Annotated in this window: 17 protein-coding genes; 10 read left to right on the forward strand and 7 right to left on the reverse strand. The window is 72.9% G+C overall.

The window, feature by feature from the left end:
* Positions 1–3: 3 nt before the first annotated feature.
* The 3 genes from KVT44_RS12455 (at position 4) to KVT44_RS12465 (ending at position 4186) form a co-directional block, all read left to right on the forward strand.
* Positions 4–828 (forward strand): MOSC domain-containing protein, encoded by an 825-nt coding sequence (locus KVT44_RS12455; protein WP_217567097.1) that lies wholly within the window; start codon positions 4–6, stop codon positions 826–828.
* A 158-nt stretch (positions 829–986) separates the two neighbouring features.
* Positions 987–1592, forward strand: a complete 606-nt coding sequence (locus KVT44_RS12460; RefSeq protein ID WP_229888869.1) for a hypothetical protein — start codon at positions 987–989, stop codon at positions 1590–1592.
* A 158-nt stretch (positions 1593–1750) separates the two neighbouring features.
* Positions 1751–4186 (forward strand): right-handed parallel beta-helix repeat-containing protein, encoded by a 2436-nt coding sequence (locus tag KVT44_RS12465; RefSeq protein WP_217567098.1) that lies wholly within the window; start codon positions 1751–1753, stop codon positions 4184–4186.
* A 28-nt stretch (positions 4187–4214) separates the two neighbouring features.
* Here KVT44_RS12465 and KVT44_RS12470 read toward each other — a convergent pair whose 3' ends face one another.
* Positions 4215–6434 (reverse strand): hypothetical protein, encoded by a 2220-nt coding sequence (locus KVT44_RS12470; protein ID WP_254649325.1) that lies wholly within the window; start codon positions 6432–6434, stop codon positions 4215–4217.
* Positions 6435–6837: 403 nt separating this feature from the next.
* Between KVT44_RS12470 and KVT44_RS12475 the strand changes: the two genes are divergently transcribed.
* Both KVT44_RS12475 and KVT44_RS12480 read left to right on the forward strand, forming a co-directional pair.
* Positions 6838–7668, forward strand: coding sequence for a DeoR/GlpR family DNA-binding transcription regulator (locus KVT44_RS12475; RefSeq protein WP_054228731.1), 831 nt, complete (start codon positions 6838–6840; stop codon positions 7666–7668).
* An 80-nt stretch (positions 7669–7748) separates the two neighbouring features.
* Positions 7749–8228 carry an SRPBCC family protein gene (locus KVT44_RS12480; protein ID WP_217567100.1) on the forward strand — a complete coding sequence of 160 codons (480 nt, stop codon included), beginning with the start codon at positions 7749–7751 and terminating at the stop codon, positions 8226–8228.
* 33 nt (positions 8229–8261) lie between these two features.
* Here the strand turns inward: KVT44_RS12480 and KVT44_RS12485 are convergent, their stop codons facing one another.
* Positions 8262–9386 (reverse strand): PLP-dependent cysteine synthase family protein, encoded by a 1125-nt coding sequence (locus KVT44_RS12485; protein WP_095856234.1) that lies wholly within the window; start codon positions 9384–9386, stop codon positions 8262–8264.
* A gap of 392 nt (positions 9387–9778) precedes the next feature.
* Between KVT44_RS12485 and KVT44_RS12490 the strand changes: the two genes are divergently transcribed.
* Positions 9779–10102, forward strand: a complete 324-nt coding sequence (locus tag KVT44_RS12490; protein ID WP_054228734.1) for a hypothetical protein — start codon at positions 9779–9781, stop codon at positions 10100–10102.
* Between the two features lie 1305 nt (positions 10103–11407).
* Positions 11408–11941: an ATP-binding protein gene (locus KVT44_RS12495; RefSeq protein ID WP_075025610.1), complete on the forward strand. Its 534-nt coding sequence runs from the start codon at positions 11408–11410 to the stop codon at positions 11939–11941.
* A gap of 26 nt (positions 11942–11967) precedes the next feature.
* On the opposite strand, the gene KVT44_RS12500 is transcribed toward KVT44_RS12495, so the two are convergent.
* Genes KVT44_RS12500 through KVT44_RS12510 form a run of 3 tightly spaced genes read right to left on the reverse strand, consistent with a single transcriptional unit; the run spans position 11968 to position 15589 of the window.
* Positions 11968–14529, reverse strand: a complete 2562-nt coding sequence (locus tag KVT44_RS12500) for an ABC transporter permease (protein WP_217567101.1) — start codon at positions 14527–14529, stop codon at positions 11968–11970.
* Positions 14526–15284, reverse strand: coding sequence for an ABC transporter ATP-binding protein (locus tag KVT44_RS12505; protein WP_075025608.1), 759 nt, complete (start codon positions 15282–15284; stop codon positions 14526–14528). The genes KVT44_RS12500 and KVT44_RS12505 overlap by 4 nt, the downstream gene beginning before the upstream one ends.
* Complete coding sequence (locus KVT44_RS12510) at positions 15281–15589, reverse strand: SHOCT domain-containing protein (protein WP_190169338.1); 309 nt, start codon at positions 15587–15589, stop codon at positions 15281–15283. Before KVT44_RS12510 ends, KVT44_RS12505 begins: the two co-directional genes overlap by 4 nt.
* Positions 15590–15791: 202 nt before the next feature.
* Between KVT44_RS12510 and KVT44_RS12515 the strand changes: the two genes are divergently transcribed.
* From KVT44_RS12515 to KVT44_RS12525, 3 genes are all read left to right on the forward strand, one after another.
* The gene (locus KVT44_RS12515; protein WP_254649290.1) at positions 15792–16364 is read left to right on the forward strand and encodes a TetR/AcrR family transcriptional regulator; all 573 of its coding nucleotides are present in this window, start codon (positions 15792–15794) and stop codon (positions 16362–16364) included.
* Between the two features lie 38 nt (positions 16365–16402).
* Positions 16403–16981 (forward strand): DUF4865 family protein, encoded by a 579-nt coding sequence (locus tag KVT44_RS12520; RefSeq protein ID WP_217567103.1) that lies wholly within the window; start codon positions 16403–16405, stop codon positions 16979–16981.
* 68 nt (positions 16982–17049) lie between these two features.
* Complete coding sequence (locus tag KVT44_RS12525) at positions 17050–17967, forward strand: phosphotriesterase (RefSeq protein WP_308313979.1); 918 nt, start codon at positions 17050–17052, stop codon at positions 17965–17967.
* Between the two features lie 6 nt (positions 17968–17973).
* Here the strand turns inward: KVT44_RS12525 and KVT44_RS12530 are convergent, their stop codons facing one another.
* Positions 17974–19218: an ROK family protein gene (locus KVT44_RS12530; protein ID WP_190169334.1), complete on the reverse strand. Its 1245-nt coding sequence runs from the start codon at positions 19216–19218 to the stop codon at positions 17974–17976.
* Complete coding sequence (locus KVT44_RS12535; RefSeq protein ID WP_217567202.1) at positions 19215–19916, reverse strand: alpha-ketoglutarate-dependent dioxygenase AlkB; 702 nt, start codon at positions 19914–19916, stop codon at positions 19215–19217. The genes KVT44_RS12530 and KVT44_RS12535 overlap by 4 nt, the downstream gene beginning before the upstream one ends.
* Positions 19917–19921 lie beyond the last annotated feature (5 nt).

The following is a 19921-nucleotide window of genomic DNA, read 5'->3' on the forward strand; positions in this document are numbered from 1 at the left end:
GTCATGGGGAACGCGGAGCTGCACTCGATCCATGTCCATCCGGTCAAGGCCTTCCGGGCTCTCTCGCCCCGGGAGGCCGTCGTGGAGCCCTGGGGGCTGGCCGGAGACCGACGCTGGGTACTGATCGACGACGGGGGAAAGGTCGTCACCCAGCGTCAGCAACCACGGCTGGCACTGGCCGCCGCCGAGCTGTTGCCGGGCGGCGGCATACGCCTGTCCGCGCCCGGCCGTGAGCCACTGACCGTCCTCGTGCCCCAGCCGGCCGGCACGACGCCGCTGGACCTCTTCGGCGACAAGCTGGAGGCGGTCCTCGCCGACGCGGACGCGCACGCCTGGTGCAGTGACTATCTGGGGACCGAGGTCCGTCTCCTCCACATGGACGACCCCGCCACGCGCAGGCCGGTGGACCCGGACTACGCGCGTCCGGGCGAGACCGTCAGCTTCGCCGACGGCTATCCCCTGCTGGTCACCACGCTCGCCTCGCTGGACGCGCTCAACTCCTTGATCGCGCAGGGCGACCGCGCCGACGAGGGGCCCCTCCCGATGAACCGCTTCCGGCCGAACGTGGTGGTGGCGGGCACGACGCCATGGGCCGAGGACGGCTGGCGGCGGATCGCCATCGGCGAGGTCAGCTTTCGGGTGGCCAAGATGTGCGGCCGCTGCGTCGTGACCACCACCGACCAGGACACCGCCCAGCGCGGCAAGGAGCCGCTGCGCACGCTCGGACGCCACCGCCGCTTCGGCTCCCAGCTCGTCTTCGGACAGAACCTGGTGCCGGAGTCCCGCGGCACGGTGCGGATCGGCGATCCGGTCACGGTCCTCGAATGACCCGCCCGCGGGAACCCGGGCCCCGGGCAGGCTCGTTGAGCGTGTGAGAAGTTCATGAAAGACCCGTGGGAAGGGTGATTTCGCTCTCTCTTTCCCGGGGCTCGCATATGAACGGCTTCGCCGGGGGTTATCACGGAGGCGAAAGGGGGTGCGGGACGGTGCGAGCTATCGGCGGACTCTGGCGTTGGCGGCACAATCCGCTGCGCCGCACGACCGATCTGGTCGAGGCGTGGCTGGCCCTGCTGGCCGTCCTGCTGATCCTCACCCTCGCGCCCCTGCTCGGCGCGCTCACCGGAGCGACGGCGGAGGACGCCCTCCAACAGGCCGTTCGGGACCAGCACCTGGCCCGGCACGAAGTGACGGCCACCGTGGTCGGCAAGGCGGCCCGGGCCCCGCTGGACCCCGATCCCGAGGCCTCGTCGGCGCAGGATCCACACAGCCGTGTGCTCGCCGACTGGACCGCTCCGGACGGCACGGCGCATCACGGCAAGGTGATAGCCGCCCTCAAGTCACCGCACAAGGGCGACCACTTCACGCTCTGGACCGACGCGCACGGTGGCCTGGTGGCCCGCCCGCTGGATTCGGCCACCGCGACGACGCACGCCGTACTGGCGGGCATCGGCGCGGCCCTGCTCACCGCCGGGCTCCTCGACAGCGGCAGACGTCTGATCGTGTGGCGCATGACCCTTCGCCGGTACGCCCGTTGGGATCAGGCATGGGACAGGGCGGGTCCGGACTGGGGCAGGACGGGCACCGGCAGCTGACCGCCTTCCGGCTCCGGTCAACCCACCGTGCCCGCGCACGCTACGGTGGACCGACCGAATCGTTCGGCGCCGTCGTGAGAAGCTGTTCTTGATCGCGACGGGGTTTCAGCACGGCCTCGCAGGACCCGCGTACGACGAGGTGGGGGCACAACAGCGCCATGGCACAGGGCACGGTCCAGGTGACGCACACCGGCACCTCGCGGTGGCGGCGCCGCACAGGAGAGTACGCATCGCTGGCCGCCGCCCTGGAGGCCGCGGCCGACGGGGACGTGCTCACCGTCGCACCCGGCACCTACCGGGAGAATCTCGTGGTCCAGCGCGCGGTGACGCTGCGCGGCCCGGAGGGCTCCCCCGGCTCCGTGCGCATCGCGCCGGTGGACGGCGTGCCGCTGACCGTGCGCGCCTCGGCCGTGGTCCAGGACCTGCACGTGGAGGGCCAGGACTCGGCGGCGCCCGCGCTGCTCGTCGAGGAAGGCACCCCGGAGCTCCTCGACGTGCGGATCGTCACGCGCTCCGCGGCCGGCATCGAGGTGCGCGGCGGCGCCCGTCCGACCGTGCGGCGCTGCACGGTCGACAATCCGGCCGGCATCGGCATCGCCGTACTCGACGGCGGCGGTGGCGTGTTCGAGGAGTGCGAGGTCGTCGCGGCCGGACAGTCCGGCATCGCGGTCCGGGGCGGCGCGCATCCCCGTCTGGAGCGCTGCCGGGTGCACCACGCCTCCGGCGCGGGCCTGTCGGTGACCGGCGAGAACTCCTCGCTGGAGGCGGTCGGTTGCGAGGTGTACGAGGTCAAGGGCTCCGGTGTGCAGATCACCGCGCGCGCCGCGGCCCATCTCACCGACTGCGATGTGCACCGCACGACGTCGGACGGCGTCACCTTGGACACGGACGCCGTGCTCACCCTCGCCGACTGCCGCATCCACGACATCCCGGAGAACGCGGTGGACCTGCGTTCCCGCTCGGTCCTCACCCTGACCCGCACCACCGTCCGGCAGTTCGGGCGCAACGGCCTGTCGGTCTGGGACCCGGGCACGCGCGTGGACGCCAACCAGTGCGAGATCTTCGACAGCACCGGCGACTATCCCGCGGTGTGGGTCAGCGACGGCGCGACCGCGGTGCTCGAGTCCTGCCGGGTGCACGACGTGCCCGACGCCCTGTTCGTCCTCGACCGCGGTTCACGCGTGGACGTCGTCGACAGCGACCTCTCCCAAGTGCGCAACACCGCCGTCTCGGTGAGCGACGGCGCGACGGCGCAGCTCGACGACTGCCGTATCCGCGACGCCGCGACGGGCGCCTGGTTCCGTGACCACGGAAGCGGCGGCACCCTGTCCGGCTGCACCGTGGACGGCACCCAGACGGGCGTGATCGTCACCAAGGGCGCCGACCCCACCATCGAGCGCTGCACGGTCGAGTCCCCCGCGGAGGCCGGTTTCTACGTGTCGGCGGGCGGCCGCGGCACCTTCCACAACTGCCGGGTGACGGGCAGCGGGGGCTACGGCTTCCATGTCATCGACGGCTGCCGGGCGACGCTGAAGAAGTGCCGTACGGAGCGCTGCGCACGCGGGGGTTACGAGTTCGCCGACGGCGGCAACGCACCGGGCGGCGGCCCGGTCGTCGAGGACTGCACGAGCGACGAGAGCGCCGGAGTGCGCCCCCCGGCGCACGAGGCGGCCGTACAGACGTCCAACCCTTCCACGAGCCTGCTCGGCGCGATCCCGGGCCAGCGCACCACCGAGCAGGAACCGCTCGTCACCGCCTCGGAGCCGGAGCCGGCGCAGCCGGCCCGTACCTCGAAGGTCGTCCTCGGCGAACTCGACGGGCTGGTGGGCCTGGACAGCGTCAAGCGCGAGGTGCGCGCCCTCACCGACATGATCGAGGTGGGCCGCCGCAGACAGCAGGCGGGCCTCAAGGCGGCCTCCGCCCGCCGCCACCTGGTCTTCACCGGCTCTCCCGGCACCGGCAAGACGACGGTCGCCCGGCTGTACGGCGAGATCCTGGCCTCGCTCGGTGTCCTGGAGAAGGGGCACCTGGTCGAGGTGTCCCGCGTCGACCTGGTGGGCGAGCACATCGGCTCCACGGCGATCCGCACCCAGGAGGCGTTCGACCGGGCGCGCGGCGGTGTCCTGTTCATCGACGAGGCGTACGCGCTGTCGCCGGAGGACTCGGGCCGCGACTTCGGCCGCGAGGCCATCGACACGCTCGTGAAGCTGATGGAGGACCACCGGGACGCGGTCGTCGTGATCGTCGCGGGGTACACGGCCGAGATGGAGCGCTTCCTCTCCGTCAACCCCGGTGTGGCGTCACGTTTCTCACGGACCATCACCTTCAGCGACTACGTCCCCGAGGAGCTGCTGCGGATCGTGGAGCAGCAGGCCGAGGAGCACGAGTACAGCCTGGCGTCCGGCGCGCCCGAGGCGCTGCTGAAGTACTTCACGGCCATCCCCAAGGGCCCGGCTTTCGGCAACGGCCGTACCGCGCGGCAGACCTTCGAGGCGATGGTCGAGCGGCACGCGGGGCGGGTCGCCCAGCTCGACGAGCCGAGCACGGACGACCTCACGCTGCTCTACCCCGAGGACCTGCCGGAGCTGCCCTGAGCCTCGCCCCGTGGACGGGCGGTCGCCCTCAGGTCGTGGCGTCGCCGTCGGGACGGGGGCTCGGTACCGCCTCCGACCGCAGCCGCGACAGCAGCCGTTCGCGTTCCTCGGCGAAGGCCGGGTCCGCCTGGTAGTCCCCGTGTCCGAGGATCGGCGCGGGCAGCGGATGCTCCTGGGTGCGTCCGTAGGCGAGCGGGTCCTTCAGGGGCGCGCGGTCGACCTGGGGGCCGCAGTCGCCGGGCAGCCGAACGGGGCCGCCGATGGGGTCGGTGAGGCGGTACAGGTTGCGCCAGCAGTCGACCTCCCGGTGCAGGGAGGTGAGGGCGGCCGGGCCGAAGTGGGCCGGGAACCAGCGCCCGTAGAGCCGTTCCAGGGGTGAGCCGTAGGTGAGCAGCGCGACCCGCCTGCGTACGGAGGGCTTCAGCTGCCAGGCCGCGGCGGCGGCCAGCACACTGCCCTGGGAGTGCCCGGAGAGCACCAGGCGCCCGCCGGTGGCCCGGGTCCAGGTGACCATGCGCCACGTCAGGTCGGGCACGGCACGCTCGGCGTAGCAGGGCGGAGCGAAGGGGTGGGCGGCGCGCGGCCAGAAGGTGCCGACGTCCCAGAGGATGCCGATGGTGCGGCGGGCCGCCGGGTCCTTGTAGGCGCGCCGCCCCGAGGTGACGAGAAGGACGAAGCCGAGGCCGATCAGCCAGGACCCGAGCGCCTGTGCGGTTTCGGCGGCGCCTCGGACGAAGGCGTACGACCCTCGGGCGGCCTGCGCCGGGGCGTCACCGGTGGTCAGGACGCCCACCAGGGCTCCGGCGCCGAGGAGCAGGGTCACGAACGAGATCACGCCGACCATGAGGGGCGCCCGGTCGGTGAGGGCGGCCATCGCGCGTGTGCTCGCGATACGGCCGGTACGGGTGGTGTCCTTGGCCTCGCCGCGGTAGTCGAGTTCCACCGCGCGCATCTCGAGGACGCGCAGCCGCCAGGTGCGCAGGGCCAGCCTGCCGCACAGGCCGAGGAGCACGAGGAGCGTCGGGGGGATCACGGACGCCTGCCAGGTCAGCAGGACGGGCGGGCCGGGCAGCGAGCCGCGCGTGCCGTCCAGCCAGTCGGCGACGCGCTGCGCGACTCCGCCGGACATCACGCCGCCCAGGGCGCAGGCCAGCATCGCGACGGCGGGTCCGGCCAGACCACGCAGGGCGGTGCGCGGGTCGGGCCTGGTGCGGTACAGAACGCGGGCCACCACGCCGAGCGTGATGACGAGCAGCCCCTGGGCGAGGGCGAGGCCTCCGAAGGTCGCGTCGCCCGGCAGCCGCCCCGTCGAGTGCCAGCCGGGCCGTGACCATCCGGCGTACAGCAGGGTCAGGGCGAACAGGACGATCGAGCCCAGGGGCAGCCCGCGCACGAGCGTGGCGTCCAGTTCCTGGTCCAGCCGGTGTTCGCTGCGCCCGCGCCGGCAGACCACCCACAGCACCACGACCGCGCCCACGACGAGCGCCGCGTACAGCAGCAGGCCGAGGATCCCGAGCACGGCGGGTCCACCGGTCTCCCGGTCGAAGCGGGCCGCGGGGCCACCGACCGCGGCGGTGACGGTGAGAAGTCCCGCCGCGGTGTGCGCGGCGCGCAGCCGGGCCACCAGACGGCGCCCGTACCAGAAGCCGGGCCTGCCGAGCCCGGTGCGGCCGGTCTCCTCGGCGGGCTCGGGCCTGCGGGACACGGGCTGCTGGGACTCGTACGCGCTCCAGGTGCGGTGCGAGAGGTACCAGAGCAGGCAGGTGAGACCCGCGGGCACCAGGGCGGCCAGGGCGAGGCGGCGGCCGGGTCGGCTCCACCAGCCGTTGTCGGACAGGTCCGGGGAGAGGAAGCCAAGCCAGGAGTGCGCCTCGGCGCACGCGCGTGTGCCCGCGCACTGCCAGGCGGTCAGGTCGAGGGCGACCTCGCAGGCCGCGGCGACCAGCAGCACGGTGAGGGTGAGCCCGGCCAGCCGGACGAGCAGGCCGTACAGGCGGACCGTCCGGGTGCGGCCGCGGGTGGCGGGACGCATCCAGTGCGCGAGGTTGACGACCATGAAGGGCAGCAGCAACAGCCACAGGGCCCGGGTGCCGTTGCCAGAGGTGAGGTTGCACCACACATAGGCCTCGGGGACCGGCTTGCCCCGGTAGTCGTCGGGGCGCCGCTCCGCGTCGGCGTCGTCGACGCGCCGGTAGACGGCCGCGGTGTCGTCGCCGCTGATCCGGACCGTGCGCGGATCGTCCAGCATCTCCTCGGGTGTGGTGCCGCCGACTCCGTGGACCAGGAGTTCGAGGGCGGTATCGGCCGCTTCGGGCCGCTGTGCGGGGCCGCTGAGCTCTCCCGCCGAGGCGTGTTCCCGTGCACGTTCCACTTTTCTGCACTTCCCCCGTGCGCGCGTCTGGCATGTGTCATGTGCAGGCACAAGGATCTCCGCTCAGGGGTGCGCGCGCACCTGTGGTCACGGAATCTCCCCGATACGTGTGACAGTGACGCGACGGGCGGGACGGGGTGTCCTTGCGGGGAGTGGCGCACGTGTCGGTGGCCCGTGCGAGGATGGGTCGTCCTCCAGGCCTAGGACAAGGAGAATGTCCACGTGGGAGTGGGTTCGGACAGAGTGTCGGGCAGCTTGTGGCGCAAGGATCGGAGCGGACGTGAGTGAGAATCAGAACCTTCTCGCGGAGCAGCGTCGGGCCCTGATTCTCGACGAGGTACGGCGCCGGGGCGGCGTCCGCGTGAACGAGCTGACCCGCAAGCTGGGCGTCTCCGACATGACGGTCCGTCGTGACCTCGACGCGCTCGCCCGCCAGGGCGTGGTGGAGAAGGTGCACGGCGGCGCGGTGCCGCTGGTCGAAGCGAGTACGCACGAGCCGGGTTTCGAGGCCAAGTCGGGCCTGGAGCTGACCGCCAAGGAGGACATCGCGCGGGTCGCCGCCGAGCTGGTCGCGCCGGGCACGGCGATCGCGCTCTCGGGCGGTACGACGACGTACGCGCTGGCGCATCAGCTCCTTGACGTGCCGGACCTGACCGTGGTCACCAACTCGGTACGGGTCGCCGATGTCTTCCACTCGGCGCAGCGCCTCTCCGGCCAGCGCCAGGGCGCGGCCACGGTCGTGCTGACGGGCGGGGTGCGCACCCCGTCCGACTCGCTGGTCGGCCCCGTGGCCGACCAGGCCATCGCGGCGCTCCACTTCGACGTGCTGTTCCTCGGGGTGCACGGGATATCGGTCGAGGCGGGCCTGTCGACGCCGAACCTTGCGGAGGCCGAGACCAACCGGCGGCTGGTGCAGTCCGCACGGCGGGTCGTCGTGGTCGCCGACCACACCAAGTGGGGCACGGTGGGTCTGAGTTCGTTCGCCGCGCTGGACCAGGTCGACACGCTGGTCACCGACGCCGGGCTGCCGGCGGAGGCGCGGGCGGAGGTCTCCGAACACCTGCGGCGCCTGGTGGTGGCCGGAGAGCCCGAGGACGGTACAGACATCTGACGGTCCGCCAGCTAAGGTGACGCTGCCCGCGGCTCCGTACGCGGGACCGGAGGCTCCGTTCCCAGGTGGGGGTTTCGTCCATGGCACGCCGTCTTCGCCCGGTGGGGCTCGACTTCGCCGAGACCGCTCCTCTGCGTCTGGTGTTCGCCCGCGAGGTGGCGGCCCCTCCCGAGGTGGTCTTCCGCGCGCTGGCCGAGGACGTGCCCGGCTGGAGCGAGTGGTTCTCGGCGGTGACACTCGCCCGGCCGACCGGGGACGGCGCCGGGCGGGAGATCCGGCTCCGGGGCGGTACGCGCTTCCAGGAAACGGTCCTCGTGGCCGAGGCCCCCGAGGTGTACACGTACCGGGTGGACGTCTCGAACGCGCCCGGCCCCCGGGCCCTGGTCGAGGAGTGGCGGCTGACTCCGGCCGGGAAGGGCACCCGGGTCCAGTGGACCTTCGCCGCCGACGGCGCGGCCCCGTTCCGGCTGGCCCTGAGGCTGGGCCGGGCGGGCCTGGGCCGCGCGTTCCGCCAGGCGGTGACGGCGCTGGACCGACGACTGGCGTCGACACCCGCGTGACGACGAGGTCCGTCTGAGGACGCGCCCCGACGGTCAGTCCGGCCAGACGCCCGTCTGGAGCAGGGCCGCGATCGCCGCGGTGTAGGGCGCGATGTCCAGCCCCTGTTCGGCCAGCCACGCGTCCGAGTAGTACTTGTCGAGATAGCGGTCCCCGGGGTCGCAGAGCAGCGTCACGACGCTGCCCTTGCGCCCCTCGGTCACCATCTCGGCGACGATCTTCAGCGCGCTCCACAGCCCGGTGCCGGTCGAGCCGCCCGCCTTGCGGCCGATGGCCTGTTCCAGTGCCCGTACGGCCGCCACGCTCGCGGCGTCCGGCACCTTCATCATCCGGTCGATCGCGCCCGGCACGAAGCTCGGCTCCATACGGGGCCTGCCGATGCCCTCGATACGCGAGCCGCAGTCGCAGGTGACGTCCGGATCGCCGGTGGTCCAGCCCTCGAAGAAACACGAGTTCTCCGGGTCGGCGACGCAGATACGGGTGTCGGCCTGCATGTAGTGCACGTAGCGCGCGAGGGTCGCCGAGGTGCCGCCGGTACCGGCCGTGGCGACGATCCACGCGGGCTCCGGGAAACGCTCCAACTCCAGCTGGCGGAAGATGGATTCGGCGATGTTGTTGTTGCCGCGCCAGTCCGTGGCCCGTTCCGCGTAGGTGAACTGGTCCATGTAGTGGCCGCCGGTCTCGACCGCGAGGGCGGCGGACTCCTCATACATCCTGCGGGAGTCGTCCACGAAGTGGCACTGCCCGCCGTGGAACTCGATCAGACGGCACTTCTCGGCGCTCGTGGTGCGCGGCATGACCGCGATGAAAGGCACGCCGATCAGCTTCGCGAAGTACGCCTCGGAGACCGCGGTCGAGCCGCTGGACGCCTCGATCACCGGGCGGCCCGGCCGGATCCAGCCATTGCAGAGCCCGTACAGGAAGAGTGAGCGGGCGAGGCGGTGCTTGAGGCTGCCGGTGGGGTGGGTCGACTCGTCCTTCAGGTAGAGGTCGATACCCCACGCCTCGGGCAGCGGGAAGCGCAGCAGGTGGGTGTCCGCCGAGCGGTTCGCGTCGGCCTGGACTTTGCGGACGGCTTCTTTGAGCCAGGTCCGGTACCGCGCGTCGCTGTGGTCGACGTCGAGGGTTTCGCCGGTCCGGATCTGCTGAGGGGTGCTCACGGCGGGGCTCCTTACGCATCGCGCCGACGCCGGTTCAGATGGTCGGACGCCTCGATCATAAACACCTTGCGCACGCTTCTCACCTGCATAAACACACCTTTGAGCACCTCAAAGGCACCCCTGGAGCAGGGGTGTCCGAAGCGACGGGGGCGCACCCGGGCGAGTGCTCCCGTCCCCGCCGTCACCTCGTCATGCGCACTGGTGCTCGCCGCTGCCTGCGGGCAGACTGCACCGCAGGGGACGCGGCCCGCGTCCGACCGCGCCGCGCGGGATGACACTCCCGGAGCGGTCGCGCACACCGGAGCACGACCCGCGCGAAATCCGGGCCCGGGACGCGGGACAGAGCGACGCGGGACAGAGCACAGCCGACGCGCACAAGGGGGCGGAGCATCATGGCGGAGCCGGAGTTCACGGCCACGGGCGTGCGGATCGGGAAGAGGCTGCGGTCGCTCACCCGGGCCGGACAGGTCCGGATCAGCGACGGCAGGCTGGAGTTGCTGACGAGTTACGGCAGCGAGATCGACAGTGCGCCGGTGCAGGCGGTGCGGGCGTCGAAGCCGTGGTTCGCGCCCGAGGACCGGGCGTTGGCCGACGTCAACGGCACCCGCTATTCGCTCACGCTCGGCGAGCACGATCCCGCGCCGGGCAAGCCGGGGCCGCCTTCGGCGCGCCGGTTCATAGAGGCGGTTCGCAGGGCGGCGGGGCGCAACGGCTGAGTCGGCCGCGCGGCAACCGACACGGGAGCCTTCGGTTCGCCACCGGCAAGGGCCGACACAGGCACCCACGACTCGCGACCGGCGACGCCCTGCGCGCAGGCCTTCGTCCTCCGGCCGACGGCCGCCTACCGGGCACCCCCGAGCGCGCTGCCAACGACGCTCGCGACCCGCGGCGGTCGGCACGCGGGCCCCGGGCCCGCAACCGGCGACGGCGACCGGGCGAGCCTCGGACGTCCCACCGTCGACGTCCGGCACGAACGCCCTCACCACAGCCGACCACAGCCGACCGGCACGGCCCGGGCTCGCGCCCGACGATCCCCGGACCGGGAGCCCCGCGACCGCCGAGTCCCGGTGCCGGACCCCTCGCTCGACGAGAGCCGAAGGCACACCCCGAACGCGCGCCCGGCGAAACCCGACGCGGGACGCGGCGCGACAGCCGCCCACGCACGACCACCAACGGCCCACGGGACGGCCGTCGGCCCACAACCGCCGACGGCCCACAACAAGGCCCTGGGCCCACAGCCGGCGCTGCCCGGCGCGCAAGCCCTGGGCCCACAACCACCCACGCCCGATCCAGAACCCTCCGGCCCACGCCCGGCGAAACCCGATGCGAGAACCACCCGCGCGTAACCGGCGACCGCCGACGGGGCAGCCCTGGGCTCGCGGTCGGCGGCGGCCATCGACAAACCCCTGGACTCACCGCCGGCGAAGCCCTGCTACGGATCCTCCAGCCCCCGCCCGGCGAAACCCGGGGTGGGGGCCACCCGCCGACGGGCGGCTACGGCCGACCGAAAAGCCTCAGGCTCCCCACCGGCCCACCCCGGACCATGAGCCTCCGGCCCACGCCAGGCAAAACCCGAAGTGGGAGCCCCCCACCCGCGGGCAGGCGGCTTCGGGGCGCGTGCGGCGAGGGGTGGCGTCCGGGGCCTCGGTCCGTGTCCGAGGGGAACGCGGTCCGGGATCAGCACCCTCGGCTCGGCGGCCCCCGTTCGCGGTGGGTGACGTTCGGTGCGTGAGCGATCCACCCGCTCCCCGCGGCGGTGAACGATGAACCCCGGCCCGCCGGACGCCGCCGCTCAGGCGAGACCCCCGCCCCGCGACGGCTCGGGCCGGAGCGGACCGCACCGCGAGTTGCAGGACCGCACCCCCTGAGTCACGCTGTTCTCACATCATCACTCTGGGTTCACCGGCGATAACGCTACGAATCAGTCCGCCGGTCACTACAGCAGGCGGCCGTTCCACTCAGCCACTCTGCTGGATCCGATCTCCGTCTTCTTCCGGACCTCAATTCGGGGAGTCGCAGCCGTGATCAGCCAGCCAAGCAGGCATTGCACGGTGGAGCTCCAAGCCCTGCCGTCGCGGATCGGCCAGGTCCGCAGAATCCTTTCTGCGCAGTTGCGCTACTGGCATCAGGACCCCTTGATAGACCGGGCCGCGCTCGGAGTGACCGAGCTGCTGACCAACGTTCACCGGCACGCCCAGCCGGACAAGGTGTGCACCGTGGAGATCGAGCTGCTGCTCGACCGGCTCACGGTCTCGGTGCACGACCACGACCCCCGCCTGCCCGAGGTGCAGGACGTCGACCCCACGGCCACCTGCGGACGCGGTCTCGCGATGATCGCCGCGGTGAGCGAGAGCTGGGGCGTGCGTCCGGACGGCGAGTCGGGCAAGGTCGTGTGGTTCACCCTGCCGGCGACCTCGCCCGCGGTGGCGGAGCCCGTGCTTCCGCCGTACGAACAGACTCGCGAGACCACGCGCCGACACGCCGTCGCCCCGCTCGACCCCCTCGACGAACGCCGGCCCGAACACGCTCCCGCCCGGTCCGCCGTTGCCGGCTGACCGGGCGGTGACCCCCGTCTCGTACGTCACTCGGTGGCGATGGCGCGCAGCACGTCCAGGCGTGCTGCCCGCCGGGCCGGGCGCAGCCCCGCGAGGGCTCCCGCCGCGACGCCCACGAGCGCCACCACGACGAGCCGCACGGGCGGGATCGCGAAGGCGAAGGCGCTGTCCGACGCGCCGTCGGAGGCCTCGACGAGCACCCAGCCCAGGAAGGCACCGAGGGCGAGTCCGCCCGCCGTTCCGAAGGCGGCGACGAGGACCGACTCCCAGCGGACCATGGCGCGCAGCTGCGCCCGGGTCTGCCCGACCGCCCGCAGCAGACCGAGTTCACGGGTGCGCTCGTGGATCGCGAGGGTGAGCGTGTTGGCGATGCCGAGCAGGGCGATGAGCACCGCGAGTGCGAGCAGCGCGTAGACCAGGGTGAGCATCATGTCGATGCCGCCGGCCGAGGACCGCGCGTACTCGTCGCGGGTCTGCACCTCGGGGTTGCCGTACCGCGCGGCCACCTTCTCGACGGCCGCCTTGCCGTCGGCCGTACCGACACCGTTCTTGAAGGTGACGGCGACGAGCGAGTCGGAGTCCTGGGTGCGGTGCGGGGCCCAGGCGGCGCGGGTGATGACGTAGTCGCCGGCGAGTTCGGAGCGGCCGTAGACAGCGCGGACGGTGAAGTTCTCGCGTTTGCCGTCGGTGAAGGTGAGCCGGGCGGTGTCGCCGGTCGTGAGGTGCTGCTCCGCGGCCTCCGTCCGGGTGAGCGCGATGCCGTCGGTGCCCAGGTCGTCGAGCGAGCCGCGCACCTCACCGAGGTCGAAGACCTTGCCGAGTGTGACCGGGTCGGTGACGGTCAGCGCCCGCCCCTTGCCGTCGACTTGGGCGACCCCGCGGCCGAGGCCGACCGCGTACCGGACGGCCGGCTGCCGCGCGATCGCGGGAGCCAGCTCGGGGCTCAGCCCGCTGCCGCCCGCGCCGAAGGACGGGGTGCTGACGGCGACGTCACCCGCGAAGGACCGGGAGACCGTCTGGTCCATGGTGGCCTTCAGCGAGGCGCCGAAGACCGTGAACAGCGAGACGACGGCGACGCCGATCATCAGGGCGCTCGCGGTGGCGGCGGTCCGCTTCGGGCTGCGCAGCGCGTTGCGCCGGGCCAGGCCGCCGGTGACACCGCGCAGCGTGTCGAGGGGGGCGCCGAGGGCTCGTACGGCGGCCGACGACGCCACGGGTCCGAGGACCACGAAGGCGGCGAGGGCGAGAACGGCGCCGAGGCCCGCGAGCCACAGCGACGGGCTCACCAGTACGCCGGTCAGGGTGGCGCCCACCGCGAGTACGGCCAGCGCCGCACCCACGATCGCCCGCCCCCGTGAGGCCCCGGACCCGTCGACGGCCGTCTCGCGCAGCGCGGCCAGCGGCGCGGTGCGTCCGGCGCGTACGGCGGGCAGCAGCGCGGAGCCCAGGCAGACCACGACGCCGACCGCGAGCGGCAGCAGCATGGACAGGCCGCTGATCACCAAGTCGCCCTGGGGGAAGGGGAACCCGATGGCGGGGAACAGCGCCTGCAGCCCGGCCGCGATCCCGATGCCGCCCGCGAGGCCGACGGCCGACGCGGTCACCGCGACCACGCTCGCCTCGACCAGGGACGAGGCGGTGACCTGGCGACGGGAGGCGCCCAGGGCACGCAACAGGGCGTTCTCGCGGGTGCGTTGGGCGACGACGATCGCGAAGGTGTTGTGGATGGAGAAGGTCGCGACCAGCAGCGCGATGCCGGAGAAGACGAGCAGGAAGGTGGTGAAGATGTTCAGGAACTGGCTGGAGATCATGTCGGTGTTCTCCCGCGCCGACTCCTGGCCGGTGATCGCCTCGACTCCCTTGGGCAGGACGGGAGTCAGGTCCGCGACGAGCTCGGCCTGACCGACTCCGGGACCGGCCCGCACCCGGATGTTCGCCGCCTCGCCGGGCTTCGCGGTGAGGTACTTCTCGGCGTCGGCCTGCGTCATCCCGGTGAACGTCACCTGCGCCATGCCGTCCTCGCCACCGAAGGTCGCGAGGCCCACGATCGTCACCTTGACGGGACCGGGGGTGCGCAGGGTGGTCGTGTCGCCGATCTTCAGGCCGCCCTTCTTCGCGGCGCCGCGGTTGACGACGACCTCGCCGGACTTCGACGGGGCGTGGCCCGCGGCGAGTTGGTACGGGTTGAGCTTCGGGTCGGTGATCCAGTTGCCGGCGAGGGTGGGCGGGCCCTGGCCGCCGACGGGCTCGCCGTCGCTGCCGACGAGTTGGCCCGCGCCCTGGATGTCGGGGGCGGCGGCCGCGACGCCGGGAACCCGCTCGACGGTCTTGACCAGGGCGGTGTCGACCGGTTGGCGCACACCCTGGCTCTCACCGGGCGTCGTGATGGCGTCGGCGCTGCGGACGACCGCGTCGGTGCCCTTCGTGGCGTCGCCGAACAGCGTGCTGAAGCTCGCCCGCAGTGTGTCGCCCATGACCAGCGTTCCGGCCAGGAAGGCGACACCGAGGAGCACCGCCAGGAACGTACCGGCGAAGCGGCGTTTGTGGGCGCGCAGGGAGGACACGCTCAGGCGCACGGAGGCGTTCACGACCGCCCTCCTTTGGCGTCGAACGCCTTCATCCGGTCGAGGACCTTGTCGGCCGTCGGGGACTCCATCCGGTCCACGAGGCGTCCGTCGGCGAGGAAGACGACCTCGTCGGCGTGTGCGGCCGCCACCGGGTCGTGCGTGACCATGACGACCGTACGGTCCATCCGGCGCACCGCGCGGCCGAGGAGGTTCAGGACCTCCTCGCCGGAGCGGGAGTCGAGGTTGCCGGTGGGTTCGTCGGCGAAGACGACGTCGGGACGGCCGGCGAACGCCCGGGCCACGGCGACGCGTTGCTGCTGTCCGCCGGAGAGTTCGGCGGGGCGGTGGTGGAGCCGGTCGCGCAGGCCGACGACATCGACGAGCGCGTCGATCCACTCTCGGGAGCCCTTCGTCCCGGCGAGGTCCAGGGGCAGCGTGATGTTCTCGGCGACGGTCAGCGTCGGGATCAGGTTGAAGGCCTGGAAGACGAAGCCGACACGGTCGCGGCGCAGCAGGGTCAGGCGGCGGTCGTCCAGCGTGCTCAGTGGGGTGTCGCCGATGAACGCGGCGCCCGAGGTGAGTGTGTCCAGGCCCGCCGCGCAGTGCATCAGGGTGGACTTGCCGGAGCCCGAGGGGCCCATGATCGCGGTGAAGCGTCCGGCCGGGAAGCCGACGCTCACCCCGTCCAGGGCCCTGACGGCGGTGTCGCCGCTGCCGTACACCTTGACGGCGTCGGCGACACCCGCGGCATGACGCGTCGTGGTGGCGGTCGTCATGCCGCTCCTCCCTTGCCCGGGCGGCCGAACTGCTCGTCCAGGACGGACAGTCGGCGCCAGTACTCGTCCTCGTCGATCTCGCCGGTGGCGAAGCGGCGGCCGAGCAGCGCGATCGGCGAGTCGCCCGTCGGGCGGGAGTCGCGGGGCGGGCCGAAGTCGCCCATGGCGCGCCACGGTCCGCGGCGCCCGCGGCCCACGGTGCGGCGCAGGACCGTCACGACGCCGATCACGACGGCCGCCCAGATCAGCGGGAAGAACAGGATCCACGGGCCGGGGCCGCCGTCCCAGTTCGCCAGGGTCTGCATCTCGGGTCATCTCCTAGAGGAGCAGTTGTAGGTGGGAGCTGTTGCGATGCATCGAGACTCGCTCCGGGAGGGGGCCCGAGTCGTCGTACGGCCAGCGGCCGTTCCCGTACCTCCGGGGGAGTACGCGGGGCGCCATCGCCTGCTTCCTCAGTCCGCTCCTACCGCCCTCGACTCTGTACCTACTAGTATGTACAGTGAGTTCATGAGCACTCCGGAGCGGCTGATCGAGTCCACGCGTGAGCTGTTGTGGGAGCGCGGCTACGTGGGCACCAGCCCCAAGGCGATCCAGGAGCACGCGGGCGCCGGGCAGGGCAGCATGTACCACCACTTCAAGGGCAAGCCCGATCTCGCCCTGGCCGCGATCCGACGCACGGCCGAGGAACTGCGGGCTGCTGCCGAGGACGTACTGGGCGCGCCCGGTTCGCCGTACGAGCGCGTCGAGGCGTATCTGCGCCGGGAGCGAGACGTCCTGCGCGGCTGTCCGGTCGGTCGGCTGACGATGGACCCGGACGTGATCGCCAGTGCGGAGCTGCGCGCCCCCGTCGACGAGACGATCGACTGGCTGCGCGAGCGACTGGCCGGGATCGTCGAAGAGGGCAAGGAACAAGGGCAGTTCGCGCCGTCGCTGGACGCCGAGGAGATCGCCGCGACGATCCTCGCGACCGTCCAGGGAGGCTATGTGCTCGCGCGCGCCTCCGGCTCCCCGGCCGCCTTCGACACGGCCGTCCGCGGACTGCTCGCCCTGCTCTCCCCCGCCGGTCGGGGCCTCGGCTGAAGACCTGAAGGCCTGAAGGCCCCTCAAGGAGGCATGCGATGCACGCGATGCAGTACGAACTGACGTTCCCCGCCGACTACGACATGGGAATCATCCGCGCCCGGGTCTCCCGCGTCGGGCACCTCCTCGACGACTGGGAGGGGCTCGGTTTCAAGACGTATCTGATGCGTGAGCGCGGGCTGCACGGCTCGCCGGTCAACCAGTACGCGCCCTTCTACCTCTGGAACACCGTCGAGGGCATGAACTCCTTCCTCTGGGGCGGCGCCTTCCAGGGACTGGTCGATGACTTCGAGCGGCCGGTGGTGCAGAACTGGGCGGGCCTCGCGTACGAGGAGGGCGGCGCCGCCGGTGCGCCGGCCCAGGTCGCGGTGCGGCGACGGCGGCCCGTACCGGAGGGCGTCGACCTGGCCGAGGTGATGGCGGACGCCGCTGCGGAGACGGAGCGGCTGGCCTCGCTCGACGGCGCGGTGTGCGCGGCCGCCGCCGTCGACCCGCGCCACTGGGAGCTGGTCCACTTCTCCCTCTGGGACCACGACACGCCGAAGGCTCCCGGCGAGGTCTTCCAGGTGCTGCACTTGTCGGCGCCCGGGCGCGACCGGCTGCCCCGGGGCCGGTAGTGGTGAGCCCTGCCCCCACGAGCCCCGATGGCGCCGTCCCCGCGAGGGTCCGTACGGTCCTCGCAGACGTGCCGCCCGAGCACCTCGGGGTGTGCGACGCCCATGACCACCTCTTCTTCGGCAGTCCCGCGCTCCCCGGCCAGGAACTGCGCGACGCGTCCGCCGCGCGGGCCGAACTGGCCGCGTTCCGCGAGCAGGGCGGCGGGAGCGTGGTGCAGTGGACGCCGTACGGACTGGGCCGGCGCGCCGCGGACCTGCCGCTGCTCTCCCGTGACACCGGGGTCCATGTGGTCGCCGCGACGGGCCTGCACCAAGCGGTCCACTACACACCGGAGTCGCTCCGCGAACTGCGCGGCAGGCTGACCGACGTCTTCGTCTCCGAACTCACCTCCGGCATCGGCACGTCCGGGGTCCGGGCCGGACTCGTCAAGGTCGCGGGTGGCTTCCACGCGCTTGACGGGCACGCCCGCTGGACGATGACCGCGGCGGCCGAGGCGCACCATGCCACGGGCGCGCCGATCGCCGTGCACCTGGAGCTGGGCACGGCCGCGCTCGACGTACTCGACCTGCTGTGCGGCGCGTTGGAGGTGCCGCCGCACCGGGTGATCCTGGGTCACCTCAACCGTTCCCCGGACCTCGTGGTGCAGCGCCAGGCCGCCGAGGCGGGCGCCTACCTCGCCTTCGACGGCCCCTCCCGTGCGAACCACGTCACCGACTGGCGCATGCCCGACGCCGTACGCGCCCTGGCCGACGCCGGTTTCGGCCATCGCCTGCTCCTCGGCGCCGACACGACGACCGCGGCCGCGCGCTCGGTCAACGGCGGCCCCGGGATGCCGTATCTGCTGCGCCGGGTGCGCCCACGGCTCGCACTGGCCCTGGGTGCGGAACTCGTGGAGCACCTCTTCACACAGAACCCCGCCCGGGCGCTCGCCGTGGAGTGGCGCGGTACGCCACCCCGTCCGCCGCGGTTGCCGGACGCCGCCTAGGCCCTGTCAGGTCCGAGCCAGTGCCGCCGGTGGGTCGTCGAGGACCGGCTGCCAGGCCAACTCCGCTGCACCCACCAGGGTGTTGTGGTCCAGGGTGCAGGCGAGGATCGGTACACCGCCGCTCTGGCCCCACAGGCTGCGGTCGGCGACGACGGCGCGCAGCCGGTCGGGGTCGGCGTCGAGGAGGGTGCGGTGCAGGCCGCCGAGGATGATCCGGTCGGGGTTGAGGATGTTGACCAGTCCGGCGAGGCCGAGGCCGAGGCGGTCGATCAGCGCCTCGGTGGCCGTGCGGACGGAGGGGTCCTGGTCGTACCGGGTGCGGATCAGGTCGTTGGCCTGCTGGAGGAGGGACACCTCGGGGCCGGGGTCGCGGCCCGCCGCCGTGAGGAACGCCAGGGGGTCCGCCTCGACGTCGAGGCAGCCGCGGCTGCCGCAGTGGCAGGGGCGGCCCTCGGGGTTGACGGTGAGGTGGCCGACTTCGAGGGCGAGGCCCGAGCTGCCCGTGTGCAGCCGCCCGTCGAGGACGAGCGCGCCGCCGACGCCCCGGTGCCCGGTGGCCACGCACAGCAGGTCGCGGGCGCCGCGCCCGGCGCCGTGGCGGTGCTCGGCGAGCGCGGCGAGGTTGATGTCGTTCGCGGCGAACGCCGGGCCCTCGATGCCCGCCGCGCGCACCCGCTCGGCGAAGATCCGGCGGACGGGGGCGCCCGCGGGCCAGGCGAGGTGGAGGGGGTTGAGGGCGAGCCCGTCCGGCTCGGCGACGGCGGACGGTACGGCGAGTCCGGCGCCCACGCAGCGCCGCCCGGTCTCGCGGAGCAGCTGCGCGCCCGTCTCGACGACGGCGCCCAGCACCTTCGCCGGGTCGGCGTCGACGGTCTCGCAGCTGGGTGCGGTGGCGACGATCCGGCCGCCGAGCCCGACCAGTGCGGCGCGGAACCCGTCGGCGTGCACCTGTGCGGCCAGCGCCACAGGACCGTCCTCGGCGACCTCCAGGCGGTGCGAGGGCCGTCCCTGCGAACCGGCCGCCGCGCCGGGCCGCGCGTCGACCCGGATCAGCCCGAGCGCCTCCAGCTCCGAGGCCACCACGCCGGCGGTCGCCCGGGTGACGCCCAGCTCGGCGGTGAGTACGGCACGCGTCGGCGCACGTCCGGTGTGCACGAGTTCCAGCGCGGGTCCGAGCGCCCCGCGCCCCCGGTCCAGCCGTGTCCGCGTGTTCCCTTCCCCCGCTGTCCGGGGGCCCGCCTTGCCGTTCATGAGGGCGAGTCTCCCATGATCCGCTCGTGCGGTGCCCCGCCCGAAGGCACCTGGAAGCCACTCACCCGTAGCGTCACGTTCAGACGGCCGGTCAGGCCCAGTTCGGGCGGCGCCGTATCGGGGAGCACTCGGGGAACCCCGTGGTAGGCGAGCCGGGAGGCCCCGCCGAACACGAACAGGTCCCCGCTGCGCAGCTCGACATCCGTGTACGGGCGCGAGCGCGACTCGGTGTTCCCGAAGCGGAAGACGCAGGTGTCGCCGAGGCTCAGCGACACCACGGGCGCGTCGGACTTCTCGTCGCTGTCGCGGTGCATGCCCATCCGGGCGTCGGCGTCGTAGAAATTGATCAGTGCGATGTCGTACGGGGCGATGGCGGCCTCGGGGCCCAGGGTGTCCGCGACCGCGCGGCGGCCGAGCTCGTCCAGCCAGGCGGGGAAGGGCTTCACCGGGGCGCCGTCACCGTCGGCGACCGTGCGCGCGTACCGGTACGGGTACCAGTGCCAGCCCAGGCACACCTGCCGGGAGGTCATCGTGCCGCCGCCGGGCGTGCGCACCGTACGCAGTCCGGCCGGTGGGCGGGCCCACGCACGGCAGGCATCGAGAAGCTCCCGCTGGGCAACCGGGTCCAGCCAGTCCGGCAGATGCACCGCGCCCGGCGCGACCTCCGCCCGGCTCCGGGGGAACAGCTCAGCATCCATGGACA

The sequence above is a fragment of the Streptomyces sp. GbtcB7 genome (genome assembly GCF_019091445.1).
Classification (GTDB): domain Bacteria; phylum Actinomycetota; class Actinomycetes; order Streptomycetales; family Streptomycetaceae; genus Streptomyces; species Streptomyces mirabilis.

What these genes read in the sequence shown, in the direction of transcription:
- KVT44_RS12455 (WP_217567097.1), top strand. Translation starts at nt 4, where the DNA reads ATGGGGAACGCGGAGCTGCACTCGATCCATGTCCATCCGGTCAAGGCC.
- KVT44_RS12465 (WP_217567098.1), top strand. Translation starts at nt 1,751, where the DNA reads ATGGCACAGGGCACGGTCCAGGTGACGCACACCGGCACCTCGCGGTGG.
- KVT44_RS12470 (WP_254649325.1), bottom strand. Translation starts at nt 6,434, where the DNA reads ATGCTGGACGATCCGCGCACGGTCCGGATCAGCGGCGACGACACCGCG.
- KVT44_RS12480 (WP_217567100.1), top strand. Translation starts at nt 7,749, where the DNA reads ATGGCACGCCGTCTTCGCCCGGTGGGGCTCGACTTCGCCGAGACCGCT.
- KVT44_RS12490 (WP_054228734.1), top strand. Translation starts at nt 9,779, where the DNA reads ATGGCGGAGCCGGAGTTCACGGCCACGGGCGTGCGGATCGGGAAGAGG.
- KVT44_RS12505 (WP_075025608.1), bottom strand. Translation starts at nt 15,284, where the DNA reads ATGACGACCGCCACCACGACGCGTCATGCCGCGGGTGTCGCCGACGCC.
- KVT44_RS12510 (WP_190169338.1), bottom strand. Translation starts at nt 15,589, where the DNA reads ATGCAGACCCTGGCGAACTGGGACGGCGGCCCCGGCCCGTGGATCCTG.
- KVT44_RS12515 (WP_254649290.1), top strand. Translation starts at nt 15,792, where the DNA reads ATGAGCACTCCGGAGCGGCTGATCGAGTCCACGCGTGAGCTGTTGTGG.
- KVT44_RS12520 (WP_217567103.1), top strand. Translation starts at nt 16,403, where the DNA reads ATGCACGCGATGCAGTACGAACTGACGTTCCCCGCCGACTACGACATG.
- KVT44_RS12530 (WP_190169334.1), bottom strand. Translation starts at nt 19,218, where the DNA reads ATGAACGGCAAGGCGGGCCCCCGGACAGCGGGGGAAGGGAACACGCGG.
- KVT44_RS12535 (WP_217567202.1), bottom strand. Translation starts at nt 19,916, where the DNA reads ATGGATGCTGAGCTGTTCCCCCGGAGCCGGGCGGAGGTCGCGCCGGGC.